The following is a 20,702-nucleotide window of genomic DNA, read 5'->3' on the forward strand; positions in this document are numbered from 1 at the left end:
AAGGCGTAAAACTAATATAGACAATAGTTTTACTGATTTGCGACTAAGCAAATCTGTTTAAAGCATGATAGCTTAAAACATAATACTCTGAAGAATGGTGCCGACTGCCGGGATCGAACTGGCGACCTACTGATTACAAGTCAGTTGCTCTACCAACTGAGCTAAGTCGGCTTGTTCCTTCAAAGTGGGGAGTATTCTAGCAAATATTTTATAAAACACAACCCCTAAAACTACTTTTTTTTAAAATAATTCAATATTTTTGAATATTAGTGCTTACATACCTCCGTTATAAAGCCATAATGCGATAGCTAAAGCCACTAAAATCAAGATTAACCACAAAAATCCCTTTCCTTTTCCAGCATTTACATTTTTTGCAGGCTGTTGCGTATTTGTTATGTGAGCAACTTTATGATCTTTTTGCTCCCCGACTGTATTAAAAGACTGGGTTGGTTTTTCAGTCGCTTGACGCTCTTTAACAGGTTTGGAGTTAACAGGTTTTGAGGAATCCGTTGATACTTTCTGCACATCTTCGCGAATATTTGTGGTGGCAGATAATTGAGATGCTGCGGCTTGCTTGGCTTTATGAACTTCTGGATCCGCCTCAGCAGCAAGCTCTTCAAAGTGTTCAGTGCTATCGGTATGTAATTGATTTTCCGTAGGATCTCCATATGGAATTGGCTCTTCCAACTCTGCTTCAAGCTTCTCTTCAAGCTCAGCGTTACTCATGTCCTCTAGCCCTACTTTATCGACTGCTTCTTGGTTTTCTTTTGCGTGCTTCCGCGCATCAGCAGTTTCTAAAGAGTCAGGCTTATCAGCTAGGTCAAATTTAGGATCGGTATCGACAGGTTGTGATGATCCTAACGCAGACTGTACTAATTCGGTTTGACCCACTTGAAAGCTAAATGCAGCAAAAGTGACTACGTCGTTTAATTTTAATGTGGTTGCTTGATTCGGTACAAGCTTCACATCATTGACCAAGGTTCCATTAGATGAGCCTAGATCTTGAATGAGAAGATCGTTATCACGCACACTTAATTGAGCATGTTGACGAGACACCTGTTTGCTACCTAGCACCACGTCATTGTCTTTACCACGCCCCACACTTAGTTTATCTTCAATGGTGAGCTTCAGATCACCTAAGGCCTCAGTTAAGGCGGTGAGTTGCCATTGTCTATTGTCACTGTGGTTGTAATTGTCACTGTTATTTTCTGGTATAGTCATTAAAGACCTCCCTATCAATGTGTTCATTTAATATGTAAATTAATACTAGATGTTACCTGTTTTTTTATATCTTACAACATTCTGATAGACTTCACTTACTGTCTTTTCAAGATTTGTACTTAAAATCATCGGCTAAGTCGTGGTTATGTCGTGGTCATATTGTTTTCAAGTGATGGAAAAAGAGGATGGTCTTAGAGTTTCAATAAATAGACCCTATTTAGATAGGGCGTGTGGATAATCACCTTTATCACCATAATCTCTCGTTTAATGACGTCTTTAATTAAACGTGGTACGCTTATCTGGAGGTAGACCCAATTTCTAACCTCTCTAATATACAAGCGCTCATGATTGACAAGACACTGTTTAAAAAAACGCCCTTACTTTCAACAGGTAAAGGCGTTTAATAGTAATGCTAAAGGCGATTAGATAGACCCAGTGTAATGATAACTAAGACTTAATATACGACTAATGCTCGCGAGTACTGCTAAAGGTAATCTCTGGATAGCGGTCTTGCATTAATTGTAAATTAACGCGACTGGGCGCAAGATAGGTCAGATGACCACCACCATCTAGCGACAATTGATCGTGTGCTTTTTTCTTAAACTTCGCCAGTACGGCTTCATCATCACAGTGGATCCAGCGGACGGTAGCAATCGATACAGGCTCAAAGGTACATTGAACTTTGTACTCTTCTTTTAAGCGATGTGCGACCACTTCAAACTGAAGCACACCGACTGCGCCTAGTATCAAATCGTTATTAATCTGTGGCATAAATACTTGAGTGGCGCCCTCTTCTGAGAGCTGTTGCAGACCTTTTTGTAAGGCTTTAGATTTTAACGGATCTTTTAGGACCACACGGCGAAATAACTCAGGCGCAAAGTGAGGAATACCGGTGAAATTCAATTCTTCACCTTCTGTAAAGCTGTCACCAATACTGATCGTGCCATGATTATGCAGACCAATAATATCACCTGGATAAGCCTCTTCTAGAGCCTCGCGATCGCCTGCTAAGAAGGTCAGTGCGTCTGAGATGCGTACCTCTTTACCCAAGCGGACATGATTCATCTTCATGCCCTTCTCATACTTACCTGAGCACACCCGCAAGAAGGCTATACGGTCACGATGACGCGGGTCCATATTGGCCTGAATTTTAAACACAAATCCACTAAAGATCGGCTCGTCAGCATCAACCACACGCTCATTGGCCGGATGACTTTTGGGTGGCGGTGCGTACTCAATTAGCGTATCAAGAACCATATTCACCCCAAAGTTACCTAAAGCCGTACCAAATAATACAGGGGTCATATCGCCCTTTAAAAACGCCTCAACATCGAAGTCTTCAAGTGCCATTTGCACCAGCTCTAATGACTCTTCAAAGGCAGCAAACGCAAGCTCCCCTAGTCGCTCACGAATATCGGGGTAATCATAGCCATCACGAGTCTCAATCTCGGTAATTTCACCACCATGACCCTTTTTATAGAGATAAGTCTTATCTTCAGTTAAGTGATACACGCCAACGAAGTCTTGTCCCATACCGATGGGCCAAGTTACTGGCACACATTTGATTTTTAACACCGTTTCAATTTCATCTAACAACTCAAGCGGGTCTCGTACCTGACGATCTAGTTTATTCACAAATGAGATGATCGGTGTATCGCGCATTCGGCACACCTCCATCAGCTTGATAGTCCGTTCCTCGACACCTTTCGCCCCATCGACCATCATTAACGCACTATCCACCGCTGTTAGCGTACGGTAAGTGTCCTCACTAAAGTCAGCGTGACCTGGGGTATCGAGTAGGTTTACGATATGATCTTTATAGGGAAACTGCATCACTGATGTAGTGATCGAAATCCCCCGCTCCTGCTCCATGCTCATCCAATCAGAGGTGGCATGGCGATCGGACTTACGACCTTTAATTTCGCCTGTCACCTGAATGGCTTTACCCCATAACAGTAATTTTTCAGTCATGGTGGTTTTACCCGCATCGGGGTGAGAAATAATAGCAAAGGTACGACGCTGGGTAACTTCTTTGGCTAATGTCTTTGGATCTACGCTCATAATGGGGTTTCAGCTTACAATATTGTGATAGTAATAGTGATAATAAATTATTGAGCGTATTGTAGCGGATTTTAGGGAATGATGCAGATAGAATAGTCAAAAACGCTTTAGCAATTAACCAAGGCCTTAAATAACCGTTAATCAATCAGCAATCAATGCGGATATCAATGTTTTAGTAGCACTTCCTGCTATCCGCTACTATCTGCACGTTTGCGTGAGGCGAAGGGCTATGGTTTGGCGTGTCGCTTGCTTCGCGCGCCACGCCAAACCTTAGTCCTCGCAACTCACTCATCCGTACAGGATATCCGCTTCTATCAGGGCTAGCGGTCACATCGTGTTCTTACAAATATTTATCGTGGTTAAAACTCGTAAGATGAGTAAGGTGGCGTTAGCAAAGCGTAACCCACCAAAACGGTAGGACAAGTATTTTACAACGATTAATCAGTGGTTTACTAAATGGTTACAGTGTTAACCTCGTTAAGCCTACTCCCATATTAATTGCTACTTACACTCGGTTGCCTTGTAACCACATTAGACTTCTTTGACTATAGCTTTTGCAAGGTTTAGCTCCTCTCCTTTTTAAAAGGAAGGGTTGGGGATGGATTTTCGGTAAAAATCCCCCTAAGTCCCCCTTTGAAAAAGGGGGACTTGCTATCCTTTTCAGTATTTATCAATAGATGAAATAAAAGTACTATGATAATTCAGTTATCAATATTGCCAGCTATTAAGTTGAGAGTGGTGTATCTTTCATAAATATACATATGTCTGATACCACAATTTATAATTTTGCAATTTCATCTTAAGATCAATTTACAAACTGCTAGCAAACACTTACAACCGACAACCATTCATAGCAGTCATTTTTGTTAATGTAGTTGTTAATCTAGTGCGGCTAGAAAAAACAAAAATCATTTTATATCACAAACCAAAAGGAATAATGATGAAAACTTTATATTCAACTAAATCTTCAGTCTCTGGCGGACGTATGGGTTCAGCCAAGGTTAGTGACAGTGACTTAGTCATTAATATGACACCGCCAGGCACAGGCGATGGTAACAACCCTGAACAGCTTTTTGCAATGGGTTATGGCGCTTGTTTTGACAGCGCATTGGGCGTGGTTAAAAGAATGCAAGGTGTTGAGTTTGATTCGACCACAGAAGTGGAAGTCGACTTACTCCAAAGCGAAAACCATCAATACAGCTTAGCTGCCAAAATTCATGTTATCGCCAGCAATACTGACCTTAGTGCTGATGATGTGCAAAAGGCAGTCGAAAAAGCACACGAAGTTTGCCCTTATTCTAAAGCCACTCGCGGTAATATCGATGTCGAAGTGACGTCAGAAGTAAAATAGACGTCTGAAGTAAAATAACAGTTAACCCAGTAAGTTAAGTCATTCATTTATTGAGGGAATAAGCTTTTTAACGTGGCTTATTGATTTTAAAATATCGAAACCCAAATCCCATTAGTGTGATTTGGGTTTTTTGTTTGCAGGACTATTCTATAATCACCCTATCGATATAGTCATAAGCAACTAAATGAGATACAAGGCAACCGAGTGCAAGTAGCAATATGATACGGGAGTAGGCTTAGTGAGGTTAACGCTGTCGCTCTTTAGTTTACCGACGACTATAGTTGTTTTTTTCGTTATAATGAAACATTATTAACCCCATAACCTCTTCTAAACGACCCCTCTCAACACGACATATAAAAACTAATTAAGTGACATTTTATGACCGATAATACTTCTGAAAATAACCCTACCAAGACTGAAACGCCAGATACAACCACTGACACTTCGCATGATGCGATTGACCCCAATGTATTGCCAACATTTGATGATATGCCAAATGTGGCAATGATGGATACTCGTCATATCAATAAAGACGAACCACCGTTTATCTTAGTTGATGGTTCTTATTATTTATTTCGCACCTATCATGCGCTGCCCAAAACCATGATGAACACCCAAGGTCTTATGACCAATGCCATCCGTGGTACGCTCAATGCACTACTAAAACTGATGCGCCGCTATCACCCAACCCATATGGCAGTGTGTTTTGATACCAAATCGCCGACGTTTCGTCATGCCATGTCAGAAGATTACAAGGCAAATCGTCCTAAGATGGATGCCGAATTGGCAGAACAGATTCCCTATATCCATCGTTTGGTACGGGCGCTTGGCATTCCTTTATTACGCATTGAAGGGGCGGAAGCGGATGACATTATCGGTACACTGACTCATCGTGCGGTGCAAGAAGGCCACCACGTGGTGATATCTAGTGGTGATAAAGACATGATGCAGCTGATTAATGACTGTGTGTTATTAGAAGATAGCTTCTCAGGTAAAATTACCGATGTGCAAGGTGTGGAAGATAAATACGGCATTAAGCCCAATCAAATGATTGACCTATTAACGCTGATGGGCGACGCCTCTGACGGTATCAAAGGTATTCCAAGTGTTGGGGAAAAAACAGCCGTTAAATGGCTGCAAAAATACGACACGGTCGATAACATCCTCGCTCATGCCAGCGACATTAAAGGTAAAGTCGGGGAAAAACTAGTCGAGTTTGCCGATAATATCCCTCGGGATAGACAGCTTGCAACCATCATTACTAACTTAAAAATCGGTCAAGATTGGGAAGACCTGCGTATCAATACCGATCCAAGTGCATTTGTTGACGAATTGCGCGACTTATATAGCGAGCTTGAATTCAAAAATGAATTAGCCTCGCTGGATCATCCCAATCACCCTGCTAATTCAAGCAGTGACAGTGTGTCTGATAGTAAGGCCAATGCGGAATCACAAGCGCAGATGGCGAAAACCCTGCAAACTCAAAAGCAGGCGTCAATCATTGAGCATATCAAAAACAGTAAAGCCCATGACAAAAAATGGCACACTGTGCTCGATGAAAACACCCTAGATACTTTATTCCACAAGTTACAAAGCGCTCCCTACTTTGCGGTCGATACCGAAACCACCAGTATTGATTTGCGAGAAGCGGAGATTGTTGGACTATCCTTTTCATTGCAGGCACATGAGGCTTATTATTTGCCGCTAGCGCATGTCGATTATAATGAGCCCATGAAAAAGGCGAAAAACAAGAAGGAAGAAGCGGAACAAGCTGCTCTAATAGCAGATGCCGAAGTTGATCCATTAATAGCCAAACAGCTAGATCGAGATACGGTGCTTGCCAAACTCAAACCTATTTTAGAAAACCCAGAAATCGGCAAAATTGGTCAACATCTGAAATACGATGCTCATGTACTCTCGAAATATGGCATCAATATCAATACCACACCTAAAAACTGGTTAGTCGATACTATGCTAGCAAGCTACGTTCTAAACGCTGCCGCTACCCGACATAGTATGGACGACCTAGCCCGCCACTATCTACACACTCAAACCATCAGCTTTGAAGACGTTGCTGGTAAAGGCGCTAAGCAAGTCACCTTTGATAAAGTAGCGATTGACATTGCCAGTGACTATGCGTGCGAAGATGCCGATATCACCTATCAACTGTTTGAGCTGTTCTCTGATAAGCTAAAAGACGATACCGTTAACCAGCGTCTATTACATGAGCTGGAAATCCCTGTGGCGCAGATACTGTGCCAAATGGAAGCGTCAGGCATTATGATTAAACGCTCATTCCTAAATGAGCTATCCGAGCGCTTCGATGAAGAGATTGTTGAGTTAGAGACGCAAGCTTACAATGAGGCGGGTGAAGAGTTTAATCTTGGCTCACCCAAGCAATTGGGCGAAGTGTTGTTCGATAAATTAGGCGTGGTTGGTGGTAAAAAGACCAAGTCTGGGCAATACTCAACGGGCGAAGCAGTGTTATCAAAGATAGACCACCCATTGGCTGAGATTGCGCTGGAATATCGCAGTCTTGCCAAGCTGAAAAACACCTATACCGATGCGCTTGATGCCGTAGCTGACAAAGATACCGACCGTGTGCACACTAGCTATCATCAGGCATTAACCAGTACAGGGCGTTTGTCTTCGACTGATCCTAACTTGCAAAATATCCCGATTCGCACCAAAACGGGTCGCCTCATTCGTCAAGCCTTTATCGCGCCTAAAGGTCGTGTGCTATTAGCAGCGGATTACTCACAGATTGAGCTACGTCTAATGGCGCACTTCTCTGGCGATAAAAACCTCACTCGTGCTTTTAAAGAGGGGCTGGACATTCACACCGCCACTGCCGCTGAAGTATTGGGCAAAACGGTTGATGAGGTCACCCCGACTGAGCGTCGTAACGCTAAGGCGATCAACTTTGGACTGCTATATGGCATGAGTGCGTTTGGTTTGGCGAAACAGTTGCAGATGAGTCGCTCCGAGGCGCAAGACTATATCAATCAATACTTTGAGCGTTACCCAGGTGTTAAGCAGTATATGCAAGATACTCGAAACAGTGCGGTTGATAAAGGCTATATCGAGACTATCCTAGGTCGTAAGCTCTACACACCTGATATCAATCATAGCAATCAAATGGTACGCCGCGGTGCTGAACGTGCCGCCATTAACGCCCCGCTACAAGGCAGCGCCGCTGATATCATTAAGCTGGCGATGATAGCCGTGGACAAGGTATTACCCAAAGATAATGCCACGATGCTATTGCAAGTGCATGATGAATTGGTTTTTGAAGTTGATGCTGATAAGGTCGATGAGATTGGTGAGCTTATTAAAAGTGCCATGCAAAATGTACTGAGCGATACCGCTAAACAGATGGGCTGGGATATTGATTTTGCCGTGCCATTATTGGTCGAAACAGGCGTGGGCGAGAATTGGGATGAGGCGCATTAGTAGCTATTTCCCGCTTTTCGTTCCTATCTTGCTTGCCCTGAGAAGGGATAAAGTGGAGCATTGCTTCACCCTGACGCAAGAGAAAATCTATGTTTTTTTTAGAGCGGTGACTACAAACTAGAATCGTTCCTGCAAAGCGATAACGCTTCTAGTTTAGTCACCGCAATCTAGTGGTCAAACAAGGATATCCTTTCCAGAAAATCCCATTTAAGGAATTTTCTCTTGCGAAGCTAAAATTGCAATCCAATTTTTTAACGCTTCTCAAATCGGGGCTAAACCGCTCCTTCGATGAAACGTTAGTGTCAAAATTAAAGTTATCATAGTCTGTTGGTTAGGCTTATAGCCCAATATCGTGATTTAAAAAAAGTAACTTTGCTGGGCTAAAAGCCTATGCTGGTTGCAAAGCATAAAAACTCATTGATAAAAGATTTTAATAAATTAATGGATATGCGAAATACCATGAGTATTAATATAGAAATGGATGATATAGAAATCCTATGTATGCGTGTTTTAGAAACGAATAAGCCTAAAGAAATAGAAAAAAGGTTAAAAGTCTTGTTTAAATACCATAGATTTTCAGCTTTGAGTATAGGTGACAGAAAGACTTTCTGGAGGGCAAGAAAGCTAGAAGATAGAGAGCTATTCACAAATATCTCCGAGCTTACCTGTCCGCCTAAAAAGTTTACAGGTGCAGGAAGAATAAATGACTCAAAAAAACCAGTACTATATGTAGCTACACGTAAAGAGACAGCCCTAGCTGAAATTGATGTTAAAGAAGGTGATTCTGTTCAATTTGCTGGTTTTAGTATACGTGATGAATCAGAGTTGAAAATGGCAGTTGTAGGAATGTATTGGAGAGTTAGCAAGAATGGAGGTATGCCATTAGAAGCACACGACCCCCAACACAGGGTTTTAGAAATATTAAACAAAGAACTTTCACCAGAAGATGCCTTGAAATTAGTCTATGTAGATCAGTTTTTTGCCACTGTGCTTGCGGATAAAGATGCTAGTAGAGGTAATTATATACATACAAGAGTGTTGTCGAAAATGCTCATGCAAAGGAATAATTCAGACGCTCTAGCTTATCCAAGTATAAAGGATGAGGGTGCTTATAACATCGCTATCAAAGCAGAAGTTTATGACTCTCTATTGGAGAATACCAGTAGCTCTGTTGCTAAAGTAACTAAAATATTGAAGTACGGTTTATATGTATGTGAAGTCTTTAAGATGGCTACTGATATTAATAAAGAAGGACACTTTATCTTTGAAACTTATGAGACTCCATTAACTCTTGGACATAATTATTTCTATAATCAATCTGAAAGCGATATAGAGACCAGAAAAATACTTAAAAGAGTGCCAAGGCCGTAAAGCCAGTCCCATAGGGTGCGCCCCGCGCACCATTAAGAAGAGAGTTGCTAAAACCAACCTTCTTAAAAACCACTTAAGCATCCATAATCAATTCAGGCTTTTTATCAAGCAATCGCATCAATGTTACTGTCGCCCCAGTTGGATTTCTCGTACCCTGCTCCCAGTTTTGCAATGTCCGCGGGCTAATATTTAGCTTTTCAGAAAACTGCTGTTGACTCAAGCCAGTCTTAGCTCGAACCATCTTAATATCAGGAACATCATGGCTAAACTGTCGGCTCGGTTCAACCTCACCTTTAGCAATCTCTAAAGCTTGGCTTAATGATTGCGATAAATCATCGTAAAATTCATTCGTCATGGTTGTACACCTCTTTGATTTGTTGGGTTAACTTATGCAAGCTGGACTTATCTTGAGTTGTTAAACTGACTTTCTTATTTTTTGGATAGGCAAGTAGCATAAAAAATATGCCCTGACTATTTACAAAATAGTAAATGATACGCACACCACCACTCTTACCTTGATTTAACGCCCATCTTGTCTTTCTGATACCACCTGTACCCTGAATTAGACTCCCTTGTTCTGGATTCGCAATTAAATCTGCTTGCAGCTCTTTATAACTATCATCGTCTAACAACTTTATGACTTGTTTAGTAAATAACGGAGTCTCTATAAAATGTAACACCTATAATCCTTGGTTTTAGCCTTAATTATATACGTCATTGACGTATAGTAAAGTAATTTTTATTGTTATTATAGTTCGGTATAGCGTTATTAGAATATAAAAAGATGGGTTAGTTCTATCAAACCCTTATCAAGGCTTGCTAAAACTAATCCACCCTATGCAAATTGAGTAGCTATTAAAGCAAATGCGCTTAAACATTCTCTTTTAAATACTTAAGCATGGTATCGGCATCAGATACTTCGAACGGGTCGATGGGGCAATTATCGCCATAATCAGGCTCAACAAACGCTTTTTTGATTTCTTTATTATCGACATACATCGAATAACGCCACGAGCGCATACCAAAGCCAAGGTTGCTTTTATCCACCAGCATACCCATTTTACGGGTGAATTCGCCATTGCCATCAGGTAGCAAAAAGACGTTTTCACGGTTCTGCTTCAAGCCCCATTGGTACATCACAAAAGCATCGTTGACAGAAATACAAACCACTTCATCGATACCGAGCGCTTTAAACTCATCGTAAAGTTCTTCATAGCGAGGCAGATGACTGGTCGAACACGTTGGCGTAAAAGCGCCAGGTAATGAAAACACCACCACTTTTTTATTGGCAAATAACTCATCTGTGGTTAGGTCATACCACTTAAAGGGATTGTCGCCGCCGATAGACTCATCACGCACACGGGTTTTAAAGGTAACATCTGGGACATATTTAATCATCATTTTTCTCCGATTTTAGGTGTTATTAAGGCGCATTAGTAAGATTGTAAAAATTAAGATATCAAAAAGAGGATAGACGTTGAGCAGTAGTATTATGCTTGCTTGTTATTATTCAAATTTCGAAGTGGTCTTTAATACTGCATTTTATATTACCACTAAAACTTGAATGAAATTCTAAAATTTTTAAATCAGTTGTTTATGAGATTAGAGCATTTTATCTACCTAATATTCATAATTGCTTTGATCTTAATAATCTACTCCCAAAATTAAGAATCAAACCACTCAAAGCAAGGATAACCCAACTTGTTAAAAAACGTTTGGGTTAATGACGAACGCTTTGTTATTATGGAAGTAGAAGTAACCTTTAAACCCTACTCTTAAACCTATACCACGATAAATACCCGTAAGAATACGATGTGACCGCTAGCCTTGACAGTAGCGGTATCCTGCTGGTTTGGGCAAGTTGCAGTGTCTAGACATTGAGGGAGTGTCGAGGCAACAGCAATCCGTCAATTCGTGACACTGCCTTGCCCAGACTCAGCAGATACAAGCGGATGGCGAGAGTGGCTACAGCTATCCCTAAACTTTTAAAAAAACACCCCTATCGTCATTATAATAGTCAAAACTTAAGCCGTGGGTTTCGCTTCACTACACCGCACGCTACATATTCTGCATAGTCTAATGGGCGTTTGACTATACTATCAATGACGCTCACGTCTTTATGCTACTTGGCAGGTTACGCTTTAATTGCATTTCGTTGCAAACTCAAATTCAAAATCACTCTAAAATAAACGGGCAACCCAAATTTTCATTCTCTAAGGTAGCCCACTATGCTAAAAAAATTATTAAAATCGAAGCCAAAATACGTCAAGTTTGATGACAGATACACCACTTTAACCGCAGAAGAATCGTCATTAATAGATGTGATTAGTGCCGATATACGTAAGGAAGTTCAAAGTAGTAAAGGCAAAAATAAACTCGACTATCATGGTCGTGCGGTGCACACCAAAGGCTATTGTGCGCTAAAGGCGAGGTTTGAGATTTTGGATGATCTGCCTGCCGAATATGCACAGGGGTTGTATGCAAAGCCAAGCACTCATGACGCGGTGATACGCTTTTCGAACGCTGCTGCAACCGTTGCCCCGGATAGACGGTTGGGTTTGGCTATTGGGCTGGCGTTTAAAGTGTTTGATGTTGACGGTCTAAAATTAGCCCCTGATGAACCAAAGGCAACAACGATGGATTTTGCGTTGGTGAATGCCCCTGTGTTTTTCACCAGTCAATTAAAAGATTATGCGTATTTATCAAAGTTAGCCTTTGCGTTCAATGGCTATTTAGCCAATGGATTGGTAGGTAAGGCTAAGTTTGGCTTTGATTGGTTGACAAAATATGGCAAGGAGATTCCAGACTTTGAGGCTGTTAAAACACTAAAGGCATTTCGCAAGCTGGCAACGGTTAAGCCTAAAAACCCGTGGCTTTATGAGTATTTCTCAATGGGCGCGGTACGTCATGGCGACTATATGGGTAAAATAAGGGTTAAACCGACCAAAGAGTCTATTGCAAAAATCAACCATCACGACATTCATCTGCTAAGTGAAGAGGAAACTATTCGTAAAGCGTTGATTACAGAGATTAGCGAGCATGACCTTGAGTTCGAGGTGCAAATTCAGTTATGCCGTAATCTTAACAAGCAACCGATTGAGGACTTGACTAAGGAGTGGAAGGAGTCAGAGGCACCTTTTGTCACAGTGGCTCGCTTAACCGTGCTGCGTCAGGATGTACCCGATGACGGTAACTTTGACGTTATGGAGCATTTGTCATTTACGCCGTTTCGTTGCTTGGAGGAGAATCGCCCCATTGGTCGTATTCAGCAGTCTCGCCTGCAAGCCTATCAAGCGTCATCGATGGAGCGTCATAAAGGCAATGCGGTAAAACGTCGGGAGCCTGTTAGTTTGGATGAGGTGTTTGACGGGTCGTATTATTAGAGTTCGCTTTAACGGCTTAAAAGCTTTTAAAGATATTATCAAACGTCTATTTTAGTATGCAAAATATGTAGCATGCGGTGTAGCGAAGCAAAACCCACGGCTTAATCTTGGGCCATAATAATAAGATCAATATCATAGCAAACACTGCTTGAGTACAACATCAAGCAGTGTGTTTTTCTACACACCTGACGACTCCTTTCCTATATAGCAAATCTTGCAATACCCTATCAACCTATCAAAAGCTACCTATCTAAAACCCACACATCTTACATAAATATCACGACTCTTAAATAATATAGTCGTCTATGACTTTCATGACAAAGACTATTCTCAGAAATCTATATGTATATAAATAAAAGGCTGAGAAACAAAAATCTTTGCAGTACATCATTGATAATAAAAGACTAATATCTCAAGCGCTCTACCACTTGTTATACCTAAAAATGATGCTGATAAGATTGTATAAATAACTATAACTAAACAAAAGTTGTTATAATATGAGAAAATATTAACAATTACTAAGAATTGTCTATTTAAATTTTTAGTTTTAGTTATTAATTGATAACCTTATTTTCTGAATAAAAGGAGGTTACTATTACAGAATATAGCGCTCTTGAGTTCCTTGAAGCTTTTATCTTATTAGTATGTTTAATACCTTGTGCCCGTTATATGTCGAAAAGTCAGCTTACAATAGGCCGACGTTTTTGGCTTGCTTCAGTGCTGATTTTCTTTTCCGCCATTCGCAGAGAGTTAAGCTTTTTGCCTGAGTTATTTATCCCTGATGGTTTTATTTTTTTCAATCATAACTATGATTGGTGGGAAGACAGTGTTCTTCTTATCATCATACTGGTTGCATTAGCGGCCCTGATCTATGGTTGGCGCTATTTGTGGGCTGTTTTAAAAGGAGTGTCTAAACCTCTGTATATCATCGTTGGCACATTGGTGATTATTCAATATCTAGCGGAGCATTCTATTGGCTTTAGTCATAGTATCGGCAGTGTGGTAGAGGAAGTCGCTGAGGGGATAATTTATCTGATTGCCTTGGTATACTTATGGCGTTTTCCACTAAAGGAATTTGATAAACAGTTAGCGTCAGATTTAAATATCAGCTAATTTTCGAGGCAGTATAAGTCATATGAGGTGAGCTGAAATCCTTTAGAAATATAGTCAGCGAACTACTAAACGGTTACAGTGTTAACCTCGTTAAGCCTACTTTAGTAGTACTTGCACTCGGTTGCCGTGTAACCATTTTAGACTTCTTTGACTATAAAATCATTGCTATGACTACGTAGTGAATAATGATACAGACCCTACGATAAAAACTACATTGTATACTTTGATATCATTTTAAATTTTGTGCATTATAGGTGTATATAATAAGACTTACGTACTGTTATGTTGCGTTGATTTTGAAGAGCTATAAATCGCTTTAAAGTCTTAGGTAAGTAAAATCCGCCTACAATGACTATCTTCACCTATAATTTGTAAGGACACTCATGATGACAAAATTAACGATATTAATTACTGGTGCCTCTCGCGGTATCGGTCTTACCACAGCGAAGAAACTGGCTTCTAAAGGCCATAATGTTGGACTCTTTGACATTGATGTTTCTGAACTAGAATCTGCCCTAAAAGACAGAGCTTTTAAAAAGGCTATTAGCTCTAACGCTATTGCTCATGGCAATTTAGATGTGACCAATCCAGAAGATTGGGACAGCGCCATAGCAGAAATGAATGATAAGTTCGGTAGCATTGATGTACTGATTAATAATGCAGGTATTTTGGTGTCTGGTAACTTGGGCGATACTGACCTAAATGCACAGCTAAAGTTGGTTGATATTAACTGCAAAGGGGTATTAATTGGTTGTCATAAAGTTGCCTCGCAAATGACAGGTAGGCAGCATGAAAAAATTATTAATCTATCTTCCGCTTCTGCCATTTATGGACAACCAGAAATTGCTCCCTACTCTGCCAGTAAGTTCTTTGTTCGTGGTTTAACTGAAGCTTTGAATATTGAATATGAGCCTCAAGGCATCAAAGTTGTCGATGTCATGCCATTATGGGTGCAGACTGATATGACCAAAGGGGTGAAGGTGACCAGTATTGATCGGTTGGGACTTAATTTAACGCCAAAAGATGTGGCAAAAGTCCTTTATAAATTGGCAATATCACCCAATGGAAAGCTGAATAAAACGCACTACCCTGTGGGCATGCCAGCGAAAGTCCTGAACTCATTAGCTCAGTTATCGCCAAGTGTGTCACTTAATCGCTTGGTTAATAAAATAGTTGGCGCATAATCTGTCAATACTCAGCTATTTTTAGGTTTGAACTCTTTTTCAAGTTCCAGAATAAAAATTTAAATACTGAATAGAAAAAGCTGGCCTTGCGCCAGCTTTTTCTATTCAACTGATTAAGCTCACCTGATTAAGTTTAACCTTTCTAAGTTTGACTTGAGTCTGTATTGTAGATTTTTACCACTAGCCTTTTAAATGAACGATATGCAAATTCTTACCTTCCGTGCCTGCTCCAATCAAATGTTACATCTGTTAACGTCACTCACATAATATGCACAACTCATAACTGAGCTTAACCCTTAATATGCGACAATTTGAATATAATTGTATAAGAAACTTTTTCTAATCTGTGAGTCTTTAATGTTTTAAAAAATAATGTTTTAAACAAAATGCTTTAAGGTTTTAAATAAAAAGTAGTGATTCTTATGGTAGGTTTTGATGACTCTTTCAATTGTCTTACACTATTCTTTTAATAATCCTTTCTGTTAATAAACATTAATCTTGATAAGCTTATTATTTAAGTGTTTTTAGTTATTTTGTTTTAGTTATAAAGTTAATTTTTTTAATTTTAAGGAGTGAATGATGAATGACAAACGACTTTCAGACAGTATGGAGCAGGCTCTTAACGATCAGATGAATAACGAAGCAGCCCAAGCTCAAGCATATTTAGCGCTAGGTATATGGGCAGATTCTAACAATTATGCTGGGATTGCTGAGTTCTTTTATAAGCACTCAGAAGAAGAACGTCAGCATATGTTTAAGTTTTTAGAATATATCCAGACCCGGGGCGGAGAGGCTAAGATTGGTTCTATACCTGCCCCAAGAGATAATCCTGTCGATTTAGAATCCTGCATTGAAGATGTCTGGCAACATGAACTTCAAAATTCACAAAAGATTTACGATCTTGTCGATAAAGCATTTGAAGAACGCGACTGGCCTACCTTTAACTTCTTACAGTGGTTTGTGAAAGAGCAAATCGAAGAAGAGGCACTGATTGATGAGCTACGTGATAAGTTTGCTCTAGCTTCTGAAAGCAAAGATAATAATGCTAACTTCTATTCATTAGACCGTGATATGGCTAATGCATCACAAGAAGCTGAGTTACCTCGCGATCAAAGTCTGTAAATGTAATATAAGGTACTTTAAGCTATCACAGATAGCTTTTACATAGTGTTAATACAGATGATTAATCCAAACAAGGAATGAGTTATGAAAGACCCTTTAGATAATGCCGTTGATATTGACTCTGACGATGCTAACACTAATTCACAGCAAGGATTAACGCCAATGCATCGTCAGAATATTGATGAGTCTCGTGTAGATGAAGTATTAGTTGATGATGCTTTAGAAGATACGGATTATCCAGATATTCGTGATATTGCCGATGATGATGCGGTTACCCGAAGCTTTGATGACGAGTAAACCTCGTTATTATTAGGTTCAGTTATCATTAAAAACAGCTATCATTAAATCCAGTTCTCGTTAAGTGTGCATGCCGCTAAATTAACGCAAAAAGAGCACTTCTACCATTTGATAGAAGTGCTCTTTTCTTAATACCTGTAAGTTTGAAACGACCGCAGTTTGAATTAATAATAGCCTGAAATAAGCCATTAAACCGATGGGTTAAGACCTATTAACTTGAGAAGGTTGCTTTAAACCCATCCTTTTAGAGTCGCTACCCACCCTTCTACTAGGGGCTTCGCTAATGCCTCAATCAAGTCAATATGAGCCTCATCATCATTTAAAGCAGGTATATAATGATATTCTTGACCGCCCGCATTGATAAAATTATCACGATTTTCCATCGCAAGCTCTTCAAGAGTCTCTAGACAGTCTGCAGAAAATGCGGGACTCACCACTTGTACAGAGCGCACGCCAGCTTTGCCCCACTCTTCAAGCGTCACATCTGTATAAGGCTTAACCCATTCTTGTTTTCCAAAACGTGACTGGAAACTGATAATCCACTCATCGTCATTCAGCCCAAGCTCATGAGCCACCTGTGCCGCTGTACACTTACAGCGTTTAGGATAAGGATCGCCTTTATCGGCGTAGGGCTGTGGAATGCCATGGAAGCTAAACATGAGCTTATCAGGCTTACCATGTACCGCTTGAAAACGCTCAATGGACTCTACCAAAGCCTTAATATAAAGCGGGTGAGCAAAGTAGTCTTTGACAATAGTATAGCTTGGTAGGTTTCGCTGTTTTAGCGACCACTTGCTCACCGCATCATATACAGCGCCACCAGAAGTGGCTGAGTATTGTGGAAAGAGTGGCAGGATAACGAAATGATCAACACCTTCACTACGCAGCTTATCCATCACATCTGGCAGTCCAGGATTCCCATAAGTCATCGCAGGGTGTACGCTAACCTCAAACGGTGCCATGCTACCCGTTAACCGTGCTTTTAGTTTGTCTACCTGTAGGTTAAGTATTTTTCGGATTGGAGAGTCACCATCCCAAACACTTGCATAGGCTTTTGCCACGCGCTTAGGACGGGATGGCAGCACGAACAAATTTAGGATAATGGCCCATAAAAATTGCGGTATTTCAATCACTCTAGGATCAGACAAAAACTGCTTTAGGTAACGACGAACGGCTGGTGCGGTTGGTTCATCGGGTGTACCAAGATTGACCAGTAATACAGCAATACGGGGGGGCTTAGTTGGTTTCATAACGAAGGGTATATCCTTGATGGCTTACTTATTGACTTATCTTATCAACTGACCTAGAGGCTTTCTTATTGGTTTTTTAATTAGTGGCTGTCATAAAGGCATTATCGATAATTTTTGCGACGTTTTAATAAGGGTTTTTGAACGAAAGCCAAATAATTTAAATCATAAACTTCACGCTATAATGCTACCATAGCTAGGTGAGCTTATTTATTGAACTTACTTATTAAGCTTATTTATTGAATTGGCTTGCACGCTTCAGACTTATTTTCAAACTTCAGTATTATTTGAACGTTTTAGCGCTTAGTAATAAAGGCTATCATTTTATAGACACCCTAAGCGTTTCATTTTAAAAAACAGCGCCTAGTGTAGCATTTTTTAAGGGCACATTACTAAGGCTACAGGTACTATAAACCCATAGTCTAACTCAAAAGCTACTATTGTCTAGCAGGTTATTGTAGGGCAATAAGTAGTAACTTTTTTGAAAATGAACCTATCATGTAAAATATGAGACTGTATAACCCAATGCAGGCTAGGTGGGTTAGTCAAAGAAAGGTCCTTTTTCAGCCTAGGTATAAGTTGTACTTCATCTGAGTTACCCCTACAATAACCCTAATATAGACGGTAACAATAATATATATGGTGTGATGACACCTTTTGGCTAAAAACCGTCAACCCTCTCAAGCGAGAATCGACTTTTAAACATCTTTATTGAGGTAATTTTGAGCATCCATTCAACAGCGACAGATCCCAAGTTTGCCAATTCTGTGGGTATCGTTATCCCGCAAAGAATGCATTTTGATACGCCATTAACTTTAGAGTGCAATCGTACCCTGCCTGAGTTTGATTTAGTTTATGAAACCTATGGCACGTTAAACGCCGACAAATCTAATGCGGTACTGATTTGTCATGCGTTATCAGGGAGCCATCACGCAGCAGGTTGGTACAGTGAAGAGGACAATAAGCCTGGATGGTGGGACAATATGATTGGTCCCGGTAAAGCAATAGATACCAACCGCTATTATGTGGTGTGTCTTAATAACATCGGCAGTTGTCACGGCTCAACGGGACCAACCACACCGGTACCTAAATCAAGTGAAGATGGTAAGCCTGGCACCCCGTATGGTCCAGATTTCCCGTTAATTACCATAAAAGACTGGGTAAAGACCCAAGCAATGCTCTCTGATCGCTTAGGTATTGATGTTTGGCATGCCGTAGTTGGGGGATCGATGGGTGGTATGCAAGCCCTACAATGGTCAGTAGATTATCCTGAACGATTAAGACGCAGTGTCATTATTGCCAGCACTCCGAAGCTATCTGCCCAAAACATTGCCTTTAATGAAGTAGCTCGTCAATCGATATTATCCGACCCTGAGTTTAATAAAGGACGCTACTTAGAAGCAGGTACCTATCCTCGCCGTGGTTTAATTTTGGCACGTATGGTTGGGCACATCACCTACTTAACAGACGAGGCGATGAAGTCTAAATTTGGGCGTGACTTGAAGTCTGGTAAATTTATGTATGGCTATGACGTTGAGTTTCAGGTTGAAAGCTATTTGCGCTATCAAGGTGAGCGCTTTAGCAAAAACTTCGATGCCAATACTTATCTTCTGATGACCAAAGCGTTGGATTATTTTGATCCGACTCGTGGCTATGTTGATGATGAGGATATCTCTGATTTAGATGCTTTAAAAATTACTTTAGCACATACCCAGTGTCAGTTTTTGGTGATCTCTTTTACGACAGACTGGCGTTTTGCGCCTGCCCGCTCTCAAGAAATAGTAGACGCTTTGATGGCCAATGATAAACCAGTCAGCTATGTCAACATTGACGCCCCGCATGGTCATGATTCTTTCTTATTCGATATTCCTCGTTATATGACAGCGGTCAAAGGATTTTTAAATTCTCCTTTTCTAGGTAGTGATTCGTCAAGTAGTAGCTCGATAAATATCGATAATTCAAACCCTAAACCATCCTATAACAATGATCTTAATAGCACCTCTGAAGAGATTATAAAAACACCTGTTAAGCAAACCCTTCACGCTGAAAAGACCGTTAAGGAGCGACTATCATGAGAATAGATCATGAATTAGCCAAACAGTGGATTACCCCGCACTCCCGTGTCCTTGACTTGGGGTGTGGGGATGGATCATTACTTGAACATATGCAACACAGCTTAGGCGTCACAGGCTATGGACTTGAACTTGATGAAGATAAAATCAATGAAGGGATTGCCAAAGGATTAAATATCATCGAGCAAGACCTCAATGATGGATTGGCTCGATTCGCGGATAATAGCTTTGATACAGTGGTGATGGCACGGGCGCTGCAAGCGGTTAAAGCACCAGATACTCTATTATTGGATATGCTTCGTGTGGGACGTGAAGCTGTCATTACCTTCCCTAACTTTGCTCATTGGCAAAACCGTCTACACTTAGGTCTAAAGGGCTTGATGCCTGTGTCGGAAGCCCTCCCTTATGACTGGTACAATACCCCTAATATCCATCTGTGTACGTTTAAAGACTTTGAAAAGCTGTGTGCGGAGAATGATATCCATATTATCAATCGCTTCGCGGTCACTGACTCAGGCTTTGCCTCTAGAAACAACCTACCCTTTGTGACCTCTATTATTCGAAAAGCGCCGAATCTCTTGGCAGATGTGGCAATCTACCGAGTCACTAAAAATAGGTAAACTTAATATAGGGTCCACTTAAATCCATAGACAAGGATATATGGGATTGTATTAACATTTGGCTTTAACAACACTAACGTTTAGCTCTCTTTTAAATGGTTCAAACATCTATTCCTATCTGTTAACTATTTAAGACAATATCGTAAGCATCTATTCCAACACTTTAATAAAAAAGAAAGACTTTGTTGCTCAAAAATTGCTGGTATT

At 40.5% G+C, this 20,702-nt stretch carries 16 protein-coding genes, 1 tRNA gene and 1 pseudogene; 10 read left to right on the forward strand and 8 right to left on the reverse strand.

Features of this window, described 5'->3' with window-relative positions; translation table 11 throughout:
• Positions 1-95 precede the first annotated feature (95 nt).
• From AC2SLT_RS10125 to AC2SLT_RS10140, 4 genes are all read right to left on the reverse strand, one after another.
• Positions 96-171, reverse strand: a tRNA-Thr gene (locus tag AC2SLT_RS10125).
• A 102-nt stretch (positions 172-273) separates the two neighbouring features.
• Complete coding sequence (locus AC2SLT_RS10130) at positions 274-1,221, reverse strand: FHA domain-containing protein (protein ID WP_486547536.1); 948 nt, start codon at positions 1,219-1,221, stop codon at positions 274-276.
• Positions 1,222-1,686: 465 nt separating this feature from the next.
• Complete coding sequence (locus tag AC2SLT_RS10135) at positions 1,687-3,282, reverse strand: peptide chain release factor 3 (protein WP_486547537.1); 1,596 nt, start codon at positions 3,280-3,282, stop codon at positions 1,687-1,689.
• Positions 3,283-3,454: 172 nt separating this feature from the next.
• Positions 3,455-3,613 (reverse strand): hypothetical protein, encoded by a 159-nt coding sequence (locus AC2SLT_RS10140; protein ID WP_486547538.1) that lies wholly within the window; start codon positions 3,611-3,613, stop codon positions 3,455-3,457.
• 609 nt (positions 3,614-4,222) lie between these two features.
• Between AC2SLT_RS10140 and AC2SLT_RS10145 the strand changes: the two genes are divergently transcribed.
• From AC2SLT_RS10145 to AC2SLT_RS10155, 3 genes are all read left to right on the forward strand, one after another.
• Entirely contained in the window at positions 4,223-4,633 is a 411-nt protein-coding gene (locus AC2SLT_RS10145) for an Ohr family peroxiredoxin (protein WP_486547539.1), read from the forward strand.
• 489 nt (positions 4,634-5,122) lie between these two features.
• Positions 5,123-8,086, forward strand: coding sequence for a DNA polymerase I (gene polA / locus AC2SLT_RS10150; RefSeq protein ID WP_486547637.1), 2,964 nt, complete (start codon positions 5,123-5,125; stop codon positions 8,084-8,086).
• A gap of 390 nt (positions 8,087-8,476) precedes the next feature.
• Positions 8,477-9,457, forward strand: a complete 981-nt coding sequence (locus AC2SLT_RS10155; RefSeq protein ID WP_486547540.1) for an RES domain-containing protein — start codon at positions 8,477-8,479, stop codon at positions 9,455-9,457.
• Between the two features lie 73 nt (positions 9,458-9,530).
• On the opposite strand, the gene nadS is transcribed toward AC2SLT_RS10155, so the two are convergent.
• From nadS to AC2SLT_RS10170, 3 genes are all read right to left on the reverse strand, one after another.
• The gene (gene nadS, locus AC2SLT_RS10160; protein WP_486547541.1) at positions 9,531-9,812 is read right to left on the reverse strand and encodes a NadS family protein; all 282 of its coding nucleotides are present in this window, start codon (positions 9,810-9,812) and stop codon (positions 9,531-9,533) included.
• The gene (locus AC2SLT_RS10165; protein WP_486547542.1) at positions 9,802-10,137 is read right to left on the reverse strand and encodes a type II toxin-antitoxin system RelE/ParE family toxin; all 336 of its coding nucleotides are present in this window, start codon (positions 10,135-10,137) and stop codon (positions 9,802-9,804) included. The genes nadS and AC2SLT_RS10165 overlap by 11 nt, the downstream gene beginning before the upstream one ends.
• Before the next feature lie 190 nt (positions 10,138-10,327).
• Positions 10,328-10,858 carry a redoxin family protein gene (locus AC2SLT_RS10170; RefSeq protein WP_486547543.1) on the reverse strand — a complete coding sequence of 177 codons (531 nt, stop codon included), beginning with the start codon at positions 10,856-10,858 and terminating at the stop codon, positions 10,328-10,330.
• Positions 10,859-11,685: 827 nt separating this feature from the next.
• On the opposite strand from AC2SLT_RS10170, the gene AC2SLT_RS10175 reads away from it, so the two are divergent.
• The 5 genes from AC2SLT_RS10175 to AC2SLT_RS10195 all read left to right on the forward strand — a co-directional run bounded on the left by AC2SLT_RS10175 (position 11,686) and on the right by AC2SLT_RS10195 (position 16,556).
• Positions 11,686-12,840 (forward strand): catalase family protein, encoded by a 1,155-nt coding sequence (locus tag AC2SLT_RS10175; protein ID WP_486547544.1) that lies wholly within the window; start codon positions 11,686-11,688, stop codon positions 12,838-12,840.
• Positions 12,841-13,509: 669 nt separating this feature from the next.
• Positions 13,510-13,953, forward strand: coding sequence for a hypothetical protein (locus AC2SLT_RS10180; protein ID WP_486547545.1), 444 nt, complete (start codon positions 13,510-13,512; stop codon positions 13,951-13,953).
• 383 nt (positions 13,954-14,336) lie between these two features.
• Positions 14,337-15,137, forward strand: a complete 801-nt coding sequence (locus AC2SLT_RS10185) for an SDR family NAD(P)-dependent oxidoreductase (protein WP_486547546.1) — start codon at positions 14,337-14,339, stop codon at positions 15,135-15,137.
• A gap of 576 nt (positions 15,138-15,713) precedes the next feature.
• On the forward strand, positions 15,714-16,259 hold the full coding sequence (locus tag AC2SLT_RS10190) for a ferritin (protein WP_486547547.1): 546 nt from the start codon (positions 15,714-15,716) through the stop codon (positions 16,257-16,259).
• Positions 16,260-16,343: 84 nt separating this feature from the next.
• Positions 16,344-16,556, forward strand: coding sequence for a hypothetical protein (locus tag AC2SLT_RS10195; protein WP_486547548.1), 213 nt, complete (start codon positions 16,344-16,346; stop codon positions 16,554-16,556).
• 230 nt (positions 16,557-16,786) lie between these two features.
• On the opposite strand, the gene hemH is transcribed toward AC2SLT_RS10195, so the two are convergent.
• Positions 16,787-17,806 carry a ferrochelatase gene (gene hemH / locus AC2SLT_RS10200; protein WP_486547549.1) on the reverse strand — a complete coding sequence of 340 codons (1,020 nt, stop codon included), beginning with the start codon at positions 17,804-17,806 and terminating at the stop codon, positions 16,787-16,789.
• A gap of 719 nt (positions 17,807-18,525) precedes the next feature.
• Between hemH and metX the strand changes: the two are divergent.
• Positions 18,526-19,704: pseudogene (metX, locus tag AC2SLT_RS10205) on the forward strand (homoserine O-succinyltransferase MetX); the annotation flags it as partial.
• A 170-nt stretch (positions 19,705-19,874) separates the two neighbouring features.
• Positions 19,875-20,495: a methionine biosynthesis protein MetW gene (gene metW / locus AC2SLT_RS10210; RefSeq protein ID WP_486547550.1), complete on the forward strand. Its 621-nt coding sequence runs from the start codon at positions 19,875-19,877 to the stop codon at positions 20,493-20,495.
• Positions 20,496-20,702 lie beyond the last annotated feature (207 nt).

The organism is Psychrobacter sp. CX18, assembly GCF_057396215.1.

Bases quoted from the DNA above. Each gene is read 5' to 3' on its own strand.
- AC2SLT_RS10130 (WP_486547536.1), bottom strand. From the start codon at position 1,221: ATGACTATACCAGAAAATAACAGTGACAATTACAACCACAGTGACAAT.
- AC2SLT_RS10135 (WP_486547537.1), bottom strand. From the start codon at position 3,282: ATGAGCGTAGATCCAAAGACATTAGCCAAAGAAGTTACCCAGCGTCGT.
- AC2SLT_RS10145 (WP_486547539.1), top strand. From the start codon at position 4,223: ATGAAAACTTTATATTCAACTAAATCTTCAGTCTCTGGCGGACGTATG.
- polA (WP_486547637.1), top strand. From the start codon at position 5,123: ATGCCAAATGTGGCAATGATGGATACTCGTCATATCAATAAAGACGAA.
- AC2SLT_RS10155 (WP_486547540.1), top strand. From the start codon at position 8,477: ATGCTGGTTGCAAAGCATAAAAACTCATTGATAAAAGATTTTAATAAA.
- nadS (WP_486547541.1), bottom strand. From the start codon at position 9,812: ATGACGAATGAATTTTACGATGATTTATCGCAATCATTAAGCCAAGCT.
- AC2SLT_RS10170 (WP_486547543.1), bottom strand. From the start codon at position 10,858: ATGATGATTAAATATGTCCCAGATGTTACCTTTAAAACCCGTGTGCGT.
- AC2SLT_RS10175 (WP_486547544.1), top strand. From the start codon at position 11,686: ATGCTAAAAAAATTATTAAAATCGAAGCCAAAATACGTCAAGTTTGAT.
- AC2SLT_RS10180 (WP_486547545.1), top strand. From the start codon at position 13,510: ATGTCGAAAAGTCAGCTTACAATAGGCCGACGTTTTTGGCTTGCTTCA.
- AC2SLT_RS10185 (WP_486547546.1), top strand. From the start codon at position 14,337: ATGATGACAAAATTAACGATATTAATTACTGGTGCCTCTCGCGGTATC.
- AC2SLT_RS10190 (WP_486547547.1), top strand. From the start codon at position 15,714: ATGATGAATGACAAACGACTTTCAGACAGTATGGAGCAGGCTCTTAAC.
- AC2SLT_RS10195 (WP_486547548.1), top strand. From the start codon at position 16,344: ATGAAAGACCCTTTAGATAATGCCGTTGATATTGACTCTGACGATGCT.
- hemH (WP_486547549.1), bottom strand. From the start codon at position 17,806: ATGAAACCAACTAAGCCCCCCCGTATTGCTGTATTACTGGTCAATCTT.
- metW (WP_486547550.1), top strand. From the start codon at position 19,875: ATGAGAATAGATCATGAATTAGCCAAACAGTGGATTACCCCGCACTCC.